Annotated in this window: 5 protein-coding genes and 1 pseudogene; 2 read left to right on the forward strand and 4 right to left on the reverse strand. The window is 37.1% G+C overall.

Features of this window, described 5'->3' with window-relative positions:
• Window positions 1-357 precede the first annotated feature (357 nt).
• Entirely contained in the window at window positions 358-7,083 is a 6,726-nt protein-coding gene (locus MUN88_RS10500) for a SpaA isopeptide-forming pilin-related protein (protein ID WP_244724170.1), read from the forward strand.
• Window positions 7,084-7,171: 88 nt separating this feature from the next.
• Here MUN88_RS10500 and MUN88_RS10505 read toward each other — a convergent pair whose 3' ends face one another.
• Window positions 7,172-8,284 carry a response regulator gene (locus tag MUN88_RS10505; RefSeq protein WP_244724172.1) on the reverse strand — a complete coding sequence of 371 codons (1,113 nt, stop codon included), beginning with the start codon at window positions 8,282-8,284 and terminating at the stop codon, window positions 7,172-7,174.
• Window positions 8,285-8,466: 182 nt separating this feature from the next.
• Here MUN88_RS10505 and MUN88_RS10510 point away from each other — a divergent pair, with 182 nt between their 5' ends.
• Window positions 8,467-9,042 (forward strand): GGDEF domain-containing protein, encoded by a 576-nt coding sequence (locus MUN88_RS10510; protein ID WP_244724174.1) that lies wholly within the window; start codon window positions 8,467-8,469, stop codon window positions 9,040-9,042.
• 80 nt (window positions 9,043-9,122) lie between these two features.
• Here MUN88_RS10510 and MUN88_RS10515 read toward each other — a convergent pair whose 3' ends face one another.
• The 3 genes and pseudogenes from MUN88_RS10515 to MUN88_RS10525 form a co-directional block, all read right to left on the reverse strand.
• Entirely contained in the window at window positions 9,123-10,259 is a 1,137-nt protein-coding gene (locus MUN88_RS10515) for a response regulator (protein ID WP_244724176.1), read from the reverse strand.
• Window positions 10,260-10,551: 292 nt separating this feature from the next.
• The gene (locus tag MUN88_RS10520; protein WP_244724178.1) at window positions 10,552-13,611 is read right to left on the reverse strand and encodes a hybrid sensor histidine kinase/response regulator; all 3,060 of its coding nucleotides are present in this window, start codon (window positions 13,609-13,611) and stop codon (window positions 10,552-10,554) included.
• 370 nt (window positions 13,612-13,981) lie between these two features.
• Window positions 13,982-14,218: pseudogene (locus MUN88_RS10525) on the reverse strand (4-hydroxyphenylacetate 3-hydroxylase C-terminal domain-containing protein); the annotation flags it as partial.
• Between the last annotated feature and the right edge of the window lie 118 nt (window positions 14,219-14,336).

Raw genomic sequence — 14,336 nt, forward strand, 5'->3', positions numbered from 1 at the left:
GGATTAGCTCATATCGTGGACATTTCCTGATAAGTGCTTTATCAAAAGTAAATAACAATTTTCTGCCTTTTAATGAGTAGTCATGCAGTTGTATTCAAAATCATTGGGAGTAGTAAAAAACAGACAATTAGGATAAAGAAATATTATCTTGTTATTCCCCCCTTAAGATCATTTGTCTCCACCTTAAATTTGGTTTTAATTGTAAATTTTAGATAATTAAATAGTTCTATTTACTTATAAAATTAACAATAGAACATGAATGTGTATAGAAAATGTTAAGTGGTGAAATGTAGACTGATTCATTGGTGCCTGTGCTTCTTAGGTACTAAATTCACAATAAGGGAAGGTGATTAAGAAGTGGGAAGAAAAATAAGCATACTGTTGATCTGTATGTTGATGTTTCAGACTGTTACCAGTTTTGCTGTTACGACTCAAGATGAGAATGAGAACACGGTCACAAGTGTCTTTACAAATGTATCATATACAGATGCAGATGGTAATGAGGTAACAGACATGTCGTCTGCCACATCGACAATTCAAGTCAATGTTGATTGGTCAGTCGAGGATTTGCAAATCGAAAGTGGTTATGCAGAGTCATATGAGCTACCAGAAACACTGACTGCAGATGGCAACCAACAAGGTACTTTACATACAGAACAGACAGAGGTGGGGACATATGAAGTTTCCAAGGAAGGTATTATAACGGTTACATTCAACGACAGGATAGAGGAACAACATGATGCCAAGGGTGAATTCCGTTTTGACACGGTGAATCGTAAGGAAGAAGTAGCGGAAGAACAAAGCCCTGACAGTAATACGGATGAAAAAAAGGTAACAAAAGAAAAAACACAAGACGATGAACCGATCGCAACATCTGAAAAACAAACAACCTCATCAGAAACGAAAGATACTAGCAATATCGACCAATCCTCAGACAATGGAAAAGTATCGATATCTTCGCAAAGCATGAAGGAAGAGAGTGCTTCATTAGCCTCAACGGAAATTACCGATAATATTATCACAGATGTAACATTATATCAGCGTTTTGAAGAGAATGGCGATCGACAAGAACTGGTTCCAGGAGAAGAGATCGTAGTGGAACATCCTTATGATGAGTTCCAAGTCGAATTAGAATATGATTTTGCGCTACCGAATGATCATAGCTATGGCGATGGTTACCAATATACGATTACCGTTCCAGAACAATTTGAAACAGTGGCAAATCCCGAACCACAGCCGTTAACAACAGCAACTGGCACCGAATTTGGGACCTATATTGTCAACAATAATAATGAGATTATCATCACGTTCAATGAGAATATTGAGAATAACTCTAATATTAGCGGATATATCAGTTTGTGGTCAGCATTTGATGCACATTATGACGGAGCATCACAAGAGGAAATTAATTTTCCTGTTTCGTCCGGTGGTACGGTCACCTATCCGATTAAATTTATTCCGAACGCATCATCCATTGATAAAAGAGGTGTACCGGATAAATCCTACAACACGGACACTATCACATGGACAGTAGATTTCAACAAGGATCTCCAGACTGTAGAAAATGCAGTCTTACAGGATGAAACATCAGGAGATCATCAATTTATCGATGGTTCTTTACACGTTTACGAGCTTGCAATGAATGCAGATGGTACCATAAACGAGGAGAAAACGACGGAGGTAACCGACGAATTCGGTACAACGTTTCCGCTTGCATTAGGAAGTATTGATTCGGCATATCGGGTTGTCTATGAAACGTCGATAGAAGATAGTGAAGGAACACAATATACCAATACTGCCACATTAGACGGGGATAATATCGAACCATTGAACGCAAGTGCTTCGGTTTCTGTAGCAAGAGGAGAGGCGCTAGAGAAGTTCGCAACAGACTATAATCCGACAACACAGACCACTACATGGGAAATTAAATATAATTATGATGAACAAAGCATTGCCGCAGTGGATGCTTTGTTAAAAGATACACTTGGTGACAATCAACAATTGGTTGACCCTAGTAGTTTTGAAGTTCTCGAGGTAGCTATTAACCCAGATACAGGAGAAGAAACGGGTACCACCGACTTCACTAACTACACGGTCACAGACAACAATGATGGTACGTTTGACTTTCAATTTGATCAAGCTATTAATAAAGCATATAAAATTAGATATGAAACAACGGCCATTGATCGAATAGAAGAAAGTACCACGATTACCAACACGGTGACAGATCAGTTTGCCCATGAAGCTGATGCAAGCCAAAGTATTTCTCAGCAGGTTTTACAGAAGTCAAACAGAAGTACAGATTACAACGGCAAAGCAACCGAGTGGCAAGTCATGTTAAATGGTGACGAATATACCATGGAAAACGTGGTGTTCACAGATAAATTGCCTGAAGGTTTTACGCCTAGAGATATTGTTGTGGAGCATAATGGGGAAGCTTGGAGTAATGGCGATCAATATAATATGAATTTTGACGCGTCTACCCAAACGTTAACGATTACATTTAATCAACCCATAACCAATCAAGTCTACATTACGTATAAGACCGATATTGATTTCGATATTATTGATAACACGAAAAATACATTCGAAAATGGAGCAGCAATTACCTGGAATCCAGAAGGTTCAGCAGAGACCCGGACGAAAACAGGTTCTGCTACGTTCACACCGGATCAGTATACAAATGCCAATGGATTTAAAGGGGCTTCTTATCATGTAGCAGATAAACAAATTGATTGGGAAATAGGAGTCAACTATAATAATGCAACATTGGATCAAGTGGTGATCGAGGATGTCATTTTAGATAACCAGAATTTCGATATAAATTCGATCGAAGTCTATCATATGACACTTACTGGTGGGGCAAATGGCGTGGAGACAGGTGAGCAGCTAACGTTAGGAAATGCTGACAATCCTGATGAATACGAAGTGGAAGCATTCACTGGACCTGACGGTGAAGAAGCATTCCGTGTAGTACTTGGTGATATCACGAGCCCGTATTACATTACGTATCAAACCGACTTACATGGTGAATTAGTAAAACCACGTTATGATAATACAGCTACAGTGAAAAGTGACAATCGCGATGATTTTAATCTGGATGCTTCTGTATCTCCATATCATGGGGGAGAATATTCCGATAAATCAGGCTCGCAAAACAATGAAAATCCTAGAGTAGTTAATTGGAGAGTGAATATTAACTATGCACAATCGACGGTATCGGATGTTACGATTACCGATACACCAAGTGCTAATCAGACTTTACTCCAAGATTCTATCAAGCTGTATGATACTGTAGCAACCAGTAATGACATTACCAAAGGCGATCAATTAGTAGAAGGCGAAGATTACACGCTAGAATTCACAGAAGATGAGAATGGTATTGTTACGTTCTCCCTTGATTTCCCTGAAACCATTGATCACGCCTATGTTTTGGAATATGATACGTATATTCTGTATGAAGGGGATGGCAATATCTCCAATGATTTTCAATTTGATGGCGCGGAGACAACAGGTTTGCCTACCAATGATTCTGTCAACCAAGCTATTAATCTAGGTGGTATTGGTGGAGGTATTGATGGTGAAGTAGGAAGTCTTGAGATTACTAAGGTCGATGCTGATAATGATTCCCCATTGGAAGGTGCAGAGTTTACATTATACGATAATACTGGTGAGCAAGCGCTCAGAACCTACACAACAGATACGGATGGTAAGGTTGTATTCCAAAATCTTCTATATGGCGATTATATTTTAAAGGAAACCAATGCACCAACTGGATATGTTACAGGTATTGCGAATGAGCAGACAGTTGAAGTTAACGGTGACCCAACGAATATCACGATTGAAAATGAAAAAATAATTCGTGATGTGACATTAACCAAAGTGGATGCCGATACAAATCAGCCGTTAGAAGGCGTTGTATTTGAACTGCAGGATCAGGATGGGAATGTAGTAGCAGGTTATGAACAATTAGAAACAAATGAAGATGGTAAGGTAACTGTTCGTGACCTTGATCCAGGGAGTTATTCCTTTGTTGAGCTGGAACCACTATTCGGTTATCACGCTCTAGAAGATCCGATAAACTTTACCATTGATTCTGAGCAAACAGAAGTGAAAGAATTAGTTGCTGAAAATCATATCATTTTAGGTGCTGTACAGTTACAAAAACTAGATGCAGAGAACAATAATGCACCTTTAGCAAATGCTGTTTTTCAATTGGAAGATGAAGAAGGGAATAAAATCGTTCGCAATGGTCAGGATCAATTTACAACAGATGAAAACGGCATAATTGATATTGCCGATTTACGTCCGGGCACATACTATTTTAGCGAAATAGAAGCGCCACAACATTACCAGCTTGATGCTACACCAGTGGAAGTGGTGGTTGAGAAAAACGAAACCGAACCAGTTGTTGTTACTGCCTCCAACGAATGGATAACCGGATCTGTGCAATTGACGAAAAAAGGGGAAAACGGCCAATTGCTAGAAGGTGTTAACTTTGAACTCCAAGATCAAAACGGAAATACTATTCAAGAAGGTTTAACAACAGATCAAGATGGAAAAGTTGTAGTTTCTGATTTAAAACCTGGACTCTATCAATTTGTGGAAACAAAATCGATACCAGGTTACCAATTAAATGATACAGTCGAGAAATTTGAAATTGTAAAAAGTCAACCGGAAATGCTGGAATTGGAGTTTACTAATGCATTAACACCAGGTTCCGTAGAATTAACCAAAATCGGTGAAGAAGCAGAAACACTTGAAGGAGCTGAATTCAAGTTACTAGATGAAGCAGGAAACGAGTTGCAAACGGCTTTCGTAACGGATGAAAATGGCGTTATTACCATTGACAACTTAAAGCCTGGAAATTATCAGCTTGTGGAAACAAAAGCACCATTTGGCCATGAGTTAGATGAGACACCGATAGATTTTGAGATTAGCTTTAACCAGCAGGAAACACTTGAATTAACGAAAGAAAACAGTCGAACAACCAGCTCTGTCGTCTTAACGAAACAAGGGGAAAGAGGAACCCTGTTAGAGGGAGTAATATTTGAACTGCAAAATGAGCAGGGAGAGACATTGCAAACCGGTTTAACGACAGATGAAAACGGCGAAATATTGGTAGATGACTTGAAACCAGGTAACTATCAATTTGTCGAAACAGAAACCATCCCTGGTTATCAAATAGATGAAACGCCTGTAACATTTGAAATAGCCCTTGGTCAAGAGGAGAGCACACGAGTAGAAGCAATAAATGAACTGACAACCGGAACTGTGCAATTAACCAAAGTCGGCGAAGAGGAAGAATCATTAAGTGGTGCAGCATTCAAACTGCTAGATGAAGCAGGTGAAGCACTCCAGTCCGGTTTAACAACAGATGACAATGGACGTATTATAATTAATGACCTGAAGCCTGGTAACTATCAGTTTGTAGAAACAAAAGCACCATTTGGTCATGATCTGAATACAAGTCCCATATCCTTTACCATCGATTTTAATCAGCAGGAAATCGTAACATTGACAGCAGAGAATAGTAGATCTACAAGTTCCGTAGTATTAACGAAAAGCGGTGAAAGAGGAAATCTTCTGGAAGGTGTGGAGTATGAACTGCAGGATGATGCAGGTAATACCCTCGATACAAATCTTGTCACAGATGAAAATGGTGAACTTTTAGTTGATCAATTAAAGCCAGGAAATTATCAATTAGTGGAAACTGCTACTATTCCTGGGTATGACTTAGATCCGACCCCAATTGCGTTTGAAATAGCTCTAGGCCAAACAGAAAGCACAGAAATCGAAGCAGTAAATGAGTTGACCACTGGTGCTGTAATGTTGAGGAAGCAAGGAGAAGAAGGGGAAGCCCTGGCAAATGGGGAGTTTTCTTTGCTTGACGAAGAAGGTAATGTACTACAAACTGGTTTAACTACAAATGAAACTGGCGAGATCTTTGTTGACCAGCTTAAACCTGGAAGCTATCAATTTGTCGAAACAAAAGCCCCTTTTGGTCATGTATTAAAGAAGGAACCAATCTCTTTCGAAATCGTCTTTAATCAACAAGCACCATTATCCCTAACTGCTGAGAATGAACGGACTACCAGCTCTGTTCAACTGACAAAGGTGGATGATGAAACAGGCGAAACATTAGCTGGAGCAGTCTATCAGATAAGACAAAATGGTGAAGTGATTAGAGACAATCTGGTAACGGATGAGAATGGTCAATTATTCGTGGATGGACTGAAACCAGGCAGCTATCAGTTTGTTGAAACAGAAGCGCCTGAGGGATATACGTTGGATCCTACGCCAATCGAATTTACGATCGACCTGGGTCAAAGTGAGACGTTAGCTTTATCGACCGACAATGCGATTATCAAGGGAGATTTCGCATTAACCAAGGTGGACTTTGATAACCCTGAACGACCTTTGGCAGGAGTAGGATTTGAATTGCAGGATGCGGATGGTCATACGATAAGAGAAGATCTCCAAACGGATGAGAATGGAAAGCTACTCATCAACGATTTACGACCTGGCCAATATCTTCTTGTTGAAACGGGTCCATTACAAGGGTATCAAGCACATCCAGCTGTAACCTTTACGATCGGAAAAGGACAATTAGAAGCCAAAGAAATAACGATAACGAATAAACAGACTCGTTCTGGTGTAGAACTGACGAAACTGGATCGTGAGAACAAGGATAACGTCTTACAAGGAGCAGAATTTAAGCTTCAGGATGAAGAAGGCAATATCGTGGCACAAGGTCTGACAACGGATCAAGATGGGAAGCTGATCGTGGACGGACTGAAACCAGGTGTCTATTCCTTCATCGAAACAAAAGCACCCCAAGGCTATCTATTGGACGAAAGTCCGATTGCGTTTACGGTGGAGCGAGGACAGTCGACTCGAACCGAAGTAAAAGCGTACAATCAGATGGAACAAGTAAGCAGCAATCGTGAAGAAGTCGAACAGGAAGGCAGCAACCTCCCGAGTACCGCGACAAATATATTCAATTATATTTTATTTGGCGGTTTATTAATGATTGGCGGGACAGTTGTTTTAACAATGTATAGACGCAAGAAACAACAATAACTAATAAAAACTCCCATATCGTGGTATGTGGGAGTTTCTTTATAGAAAAATATTTGCTCTGGTTGTTTGGTTCACATCAAAATACTTATTATCTCCAATTCTTATACCATGCTTCAATTTGTGGATCTATCGTTAAATCTAATTCGGCTAAGTTTCTTTGCAACTGCTTATATTGATGATCTACTAACATTCGATAGTGTAAGGAAGCATATATTTTCATTAAAGCAAAAGCGGCTCTTTCGTCCTCAGGTCTCTTTTTTAAAATAGCAGTATACCAATAAATAGCCTTTTCTTGATGCTCTGTTTGATTGAAGGCATCTGCAATTAATTGAGCATGATGGAGCCAAATTTCTTCAAGTTCAAATCTTTCCCCTTCTACCCAAATATAATCATGACTCTCTAAATAGCTACCTTTATACAAGTGCATTATTCTTTCTTGTTCTTCTAAATCTGCTTTCGCCAGTGAGGCTGTATCAAATAATAGATGTTTCCATTCATTTTTATCTAAAAGAACATGGTGTAACTTTAATTGATAACCATCCTCTGTATTTACGATTTTTATGTTCTTATTTATGGATTGTAAGGCTTGTCTAATATGATAAATAGTGACATATAAATGCGAAAAAGCCTTTTCTACATCAAGATGATGCCAGAGTGTGTCGACTATTTTTGATTTTAATACTACACTTCCTTCATGATGCAGCAGATATAAGAACAATTCCTTTGATTTTGCTGTCCGCCATTTAATATTCTCTGGCTCCGATTTATACTCAAATTGAAAAGACAGGTCCCCCAGCACATGTAAATGCAAGGGGTGAATACTGTTACTGTCTTTTGGTTCGAACGGGGCAATAGTAACTCGTTGTATAGTTTTTTTTAAACGATCAAGAGAAACGGGTTTTAGTAAATAGTCTAAAGCATGTAATTCAAATGCTTTAATAGCATATTGATCAAACCCTGTAACAAATACAATGTGTATGTAAGGGTTGTATGCAAGAATTTTTTCCGCTAGTTCTAGCCCGCTGATTTCTGGCATTTCTATGTCTAGAAAGATAATATCAATATCATTTAACATTTTTTTCTTTTCATCAAGAAATGGTTGGGTAGAAGTGAAGAGGACATGGATATTATCTAATTTTTCTAGTTGATGAACAAGAATATCTATGGCTAATAATTCATCATCAAATAAACCAACATTCATAAAATTTCACCTTCCAAAATAGGAGTGTAGTTATTTATACCTAATTTCAAAGTGGGGATGTTAACAAAACGTTTAGCTCCTTATTATATAGTAGAATCGTTTATTTTCATTGGCTTTCTAATACCAACTATATCCTTGATCTGCTATAAGATCTAATAATAGAAACCGCAGGAGTTGTTAACGTGTTGAGTTACAAATTGGAATTATTGTCACTTATCATCGTCATGCTATTGATTGTCACCATTGTTCAATTCATTAAATTGTATCAATATAAGAAAATGGCCTTTAAAGATTTTAATTCGGAATTACCAAACAGTCATGCTTTACATAAATTTGTACGTAGAAGTAACAAGAAGAAAATGAGTATTCTCTACATCGATCTAGACAATTTCAAACGGATTAATGATCGATTCGGTCATTTTGTCGGTGATCAGGTAGTGTATCAACTTGGTAATAGAATGATGACATTCAAAAAATCTCGTCAAGGTTTCTTTCGTATTGGTGGAGATGAATTTATATTTATGACAGATTACATAAGTAAGGAAGATACCGTCATGTTAGCAGAAGCTTTACTGCATCTTATTGCTAAACCAATAAGTATAGAGAATGATGATGACACTATCTATGTATCAGGAAGTATTGGAATAAGTTCGGGAATTCTAAAACATAATGACAATCTATTATTTAAACAAGCAGATCAGGCATTATATCGTTCTAAAAAACTTCCCAATAATAAAGTTCTATACTTTGATGAGTAAGTTGTCAGTGAGAAGTGTAACGTATCAAGAAACTGGCGCCGATGAGTGTAAATAACAACTCATCGGAGTTTCTGGGTATACTAATATTTACTGGATAATTTCCAATCGTGATACCACTTTTCAATTTCTCTGCTTAAAGGTAGATTCAGTTCCTCTAAATTGTGAATGAGTTGCTGATAATGAGAGGTCACCAATACCCCGAAACCTTCTTCTGCGTAAATTCTCATCAGTTCATAATGAGCATTTTCGTTCTCTGGCATCACTTCCAGTGTTTGATTAAACCATAATGCAGCCTTTTCTAAATAGTGATGATCCAGATAATAATGAGCCAGCTTCAGAGCATGATTCACCCATAATTTTTCTAATCTGTAACGTTCACTTTCTAACCAGACAAAATCATAATTTTTTAAATAGGGACCATGATAGGAATGTAATAAATGGTCATGTATCTCCACTGTTTCCAGGTTTATTGCAGGAGCTGTATGGAGTTTTTCTTCCCAAATTTCTTTATCAATACATGTGTTAGAGTGTAGCTTCAACATATATCCACTCTGGACATTGTGAATAGATATAAAGGAGCTAAAATCTAGCAGCGCCTGTCTTATTTGATAAATCGTTACGTATAAAAGGGAATAAGCTTTTTCTATATTTGTATTAGAGAAAAACAGTTCTATTATTTCATCTTTTGTGATTATTTTATCATGGTGATGGAGGAAATAAATAAACAGATTTTGTGCATTCGTTGTTCGCCAAGAGATGATCTGCTTATCGCTCTCGTTCATTTGAAATGTAAACGCTCCTAATACTTGTATAGTTAAAGAATGGGAACCTTCTAATGTTTTTATGGCCGTTTTATACCGCATATATAAATCAAGGCGCTCGACCGTTTTCTTTAGTCTATCTAAATAGACAGGTTTCAACAAATAGTCTAAAGCATTTAATTCAAATGCCTGAATGGCATATCTATCATAAGCTGTTACGAAAATAATCGCTAACTGAGGATTTATTTCTAATAGTTTCTCAGCTAGTTCGATGCCATTTAATTCAGGCATTTTGACATCAAGAAATACGCAATCGGATCGCTTTATCTGATCCATTATTGCTGTAATGTTTGGGTGTGTATATTTACCAAGAATCGTTACGTTCTTCACTAATTTCAACTGGTGCTCCAAGAAATTAAGTGCAGGCACTTCATCATCAAAAAGAATTACGTTCATTTGCTTACCTCCTAAAACGCCTTGCTTATCAATAGTCTGATCGAACTATTAGTGAGCAAAATTTGTTTAGAAAATGTCTATTTTCTAACGTTACAATATTTTTAGTTGGTAAAATATTGTCGTTTTAGGAGGTTATATATCTACTATTCCAAAATTGGCTTGGTATTTACAAGAGTAATATTACATGAATCATCGAGTTAATTCAAAAGAGACACCTTACTGCCTATTGGATAGCTACATAAGGTCAATTTTACCAATGAAAACCATCATGCATGCAGCGCATGATGGTTTGTTATAATAGTGGTATAACTAAAGTTATTTCGGTACCTTTCCCCTCTTTACTTTGGATGGAGATACCTTTTCCAAACAGTTTTTCAAATCTTTTGTTAGTGTTGATTAATCCAATTCCATGAGATTCTCCATGTTGGCTGAGAATCGTACGGATTGTTGATGCAGGCATGCCAACCCCGTCATCCAAGACCTTTATTTGGTAGGAATGATTCACGTTAATCCCTTCGATTCGGATCATACCTCCTGTATTTTTCTTAAGTATGCCATGTTTGATGGCATTTTCAACTAAGGTTTGGATCGATAGCGGGGGGATTTGGATGTCTGTTGTCTCTTCTATCTCCCATTCAATCCGTATTTTGTCTTGGAATCGTTGCTTATTAATATACAAGTAGGATTCGACTAATGCTAACTCGTCTTCTAAAGGTACTAACGGTAATGTATTCTTGATATCGAAGCTTTTATATAAATAGGTTCCAAATTCATGTAATAATATCGTCATTTTCTCGGTATCGATTTGACTTAATGAAGCGATTGTATTTAATGTATTAAAAATAAAGTGTGGTTTGATTTGAGCCTGTAGCCAAGCTGCTTCGATTTGTAACTGTTTTGCTATAGATTGCTTTAATTCGGTGAGTGCCTTGACACGTGCCTGCAATTCTAAAGCATCTACAGGTTTGGCTATATAGTCATTTGCACCCGATTGAAAGCCAGCATATATATCTTCTGGCTGATTTCGGGCTGTTAAAAGTAAGACAGGAAGCTCTGAAATCGTATATTTTTTTCTAAGTTGTTTCGTTAATTCGTAACCGGATATATGAGGCATCATGACATCAGTTATGATCAAATCCCACGAGCTAGCATCAATAAGGTCGATGGCTTGTTGGGGGTCTGTTGTACTAACAATATCATAGTCATGTTCCAGTAAATTTCGAATCACTTTGAGATTGATCGGATCATCGTCAATGATAAACAGTTTGGCCAGATAACTGTTTGGACCAGATTTCTGCCCTGATTTTGTTGCTAAAGGTTTGATGTCCTTCAATAAGGAATTGGTTTCAAGATGTGGCAGTTCCTCTTCAGAGAGCTCAGCTAATGGCAGGCTAAAAGTAAAAGAGGTTCCTTTTGCCACTTCTGATTCCACATGTATCGTTCCACCATGAAGTTCTACTAATTGCCTGCAAATATTTAATCCAAGTCCTATCCCACCACTATCAACCTCTTCTTTGCTTAATTTTTCATATGGGACAAAGATTCTATCCAATTCTTGTTGACTTATACCAATCCCTGTATCTTGAACCGATATCATCGCATAATGATTGTTCTCTTTTGCACGCACTGTAATTTGACCAGAATTCGTGAATTTGACTGCATTATGAACAAGGTTGAACAGTATTCGAATGATTCGATTTTCATCTGCCAGTATTGGTGGAAAATTAGTAGGAATTTCATTTTTCATTTTAATAGACTTATTATCTGACATGAACTGAATCATTTCCAACACAACAGTTGTTACCTGATGTAATTGGATGGGTGTTTTTTGTAAGTGAATTTGTCTTTCTTTTAATCGTGTAATATCTAATAGGTCATTTAAAGTAAACGTGAGTTGATGCCCAATCCGGACTAACAAGTGCAAATTATTGGTTGTCTCTTTATCCAGTGTTTTTATGTGTTTATTAATAATAGATTGAGCAATATTAATCATCCCGTGCAGGGGATTACGAATCTCATGTGATGTGTTAGCTAAGAATTGATCTTTTTTCTTATCCTCCGCCATAAGTTTGGCCGTCTGTTTTTCAGAAAGTTGCACTAACGCAATATGCCTTCTAAATAATAGAATGGCAATTAAAACAATCGAGATAAAGAAATCAAATGGATAAAATGGAAACTCAATTTGTCCTGTCTGAATGGCAGCGCCCCAAATAATGTTGGACGTATAGCTGCAGATAAATAATAAAATAAAGATAGCATTTCGATCGCCATTAAGGATGTGTCTAAATGTAGTAATAAACATAAAGGATATCGAAATGAAATAATAGATGTATAGAATCATTACTAGTATCACAAAATGTTCGAATGGGAAAAGGAATAATGTCAAGGCTGATAAAATAATGTTACTAGCGGATAAAACTTTTATGAACCATGCATTGGTTTTGTACAAATGATGAATAAAATAAATGAGAACATATAATGTCGCAATAAAGATAAACATGAGCAAGCGAAACGAAAACTCTGTATCAAATGGTAATTGTAAGAACACTTCATCATCTATTACGTTTCCAAATGCCATTAGTAAGAGCATGATGCCAAAGTACATTAATTCTTTTTGTGATGCTCCTTTGCCTAGGAAAAATAATGCAAATGCATAAAAAGCATGTAGTAATAAGATAACAATAACCGCTAGCTGTAAAAATTCTAACATATTTGTTTGGCTAGTAACTGCCTTTTCAGTACCAAAAAGGATGGACCTGTTAATTCCTCCGAAGAATGGTATTTCGTAGTTAGAAGCTTGGATAACAATATTTAATTCCTTGGTATTCTCCTCTATGTAAAATCGGGTCGTCAGGGGACCACGAAAGGTAGCTGGTTCTTGTTGTGTTGTTACAGGATTATTTATACTGGCAATTGTTTTTCCATTTATCCTAATCGTTGCAGCAGTATGTATATTGTTCATGCGCAATCCGTAAAAATGATGATCTGTATCAGGTAAAAGAATTTTTAAATGATAGCTTCCATATCCATAACCAGGAGAGATGGGATGGTTACTGTTTAACTCTGTGCTCCAATCACTTGGAACGTCGATAAATCCTTTCTCTATTAGATCAACGTTGGTTTCCTTATTTACAAATGTTTCGGGATAAAAAGCCCATTCCCCATTTAGAGCAATCGTATCCTTGTTTGTTAATGTCCATTCTCTCAGATCAAGTACACCATTTTCGATTATTGGCTGATTTGTATCTTTATGGTAATGAATCCAGACTAATCGAAACGTAATTAAGAGAAATGTAAATGCTAACAGGATACTGCATACTTTAAAGAAAACTATTGATGACTTCGGTAACATATTTTTTCTCACTCCATGAGTATGATCATCTTGATAGTAACATAGTACTGCATAAATGAGAAAAAATAGATTTTTGGTAATAGGATAGCAAGATAAATGGGTGAAAGGCATTGTATGATGAATATTGTACTTGACAAGTTATCTGACTTGAAAAAAAGATGCTAAAGTAAAGATGATGAAAGCTATGAGGCAGTTGAGCAAGTCTGTCCGTTGAAAGAATTCGATCAAAAAGTCAGTATTGCATTGTAGGTGCGAAATGGTCGATAGAAAGCTGGGTTCCATGCTGTATGGCTGAGTGCGCAGATACGTTTTTAGTTAAAGTGGTCAACACTGTTCGTCTTCACACTCTTCGGATGCCTCAGCTTCGTTGTTATTCATCCCGTAAAAAGCTATCAATATAATCAGTATGTTTCTGGATTTCATAGCTTCGATACAGTTCACTTAACAGACGATGGGGATTTCCAAAGAAAAAGCGTTCATACTGGATTTGCCTGGTGCCAAACGCACTCATTGTTGAATCCCAGGCAAGTCGAAACAATTGCACACGTTCTTTTGCGTCTAGTGTGGTGCACTGTAAATATTGATCAAGATCCGGTCTGATGTCTGATATTGGTCACTCCTTCAAACCTAATGTAATTTCATTATATTTTCTGTGTGCCTATAATATTCCAGTAGCCACAGTTCTAATTTTATTACAAAAAGTCACATAAAAAATGTACGATCTA

This window comes from Gracilibacillus caseinilyticus, from assembly GCF_022919115.1.
GTDB classification, from domain to species: Bacteria; Bacillota; Bacilli; order Bacillales; family Amphibacillaceae; genus Gracilibacillus; species Gracilibacillus caseinilyticus.

Excerpts from the sequence above, each read along its gene's own strand:
- MUN88_RS10505 (WP_244724172.1), bottom strand. The coding sequence starts at position 8,284 with ATGAATGTTGGTTTATTTGATGATGAATTATTAGCCATAGATATTCTT.
- MUN88_RS10515 (WP_244724176.1), bottom strand. The coding sequence starts at position 10,259 with ATGAACGTAATTCTTTTTGATGATGAAGTGCCTGCACTTAATTTCTTG.
- MUN88_RS10520 (WP_244724178.1), bottom strand. The coding sequence starts at position 13,611 with ATGTTACCGAAGTCATCAATAGTTTTCTTTAAAGTATGCAGTATCCTG.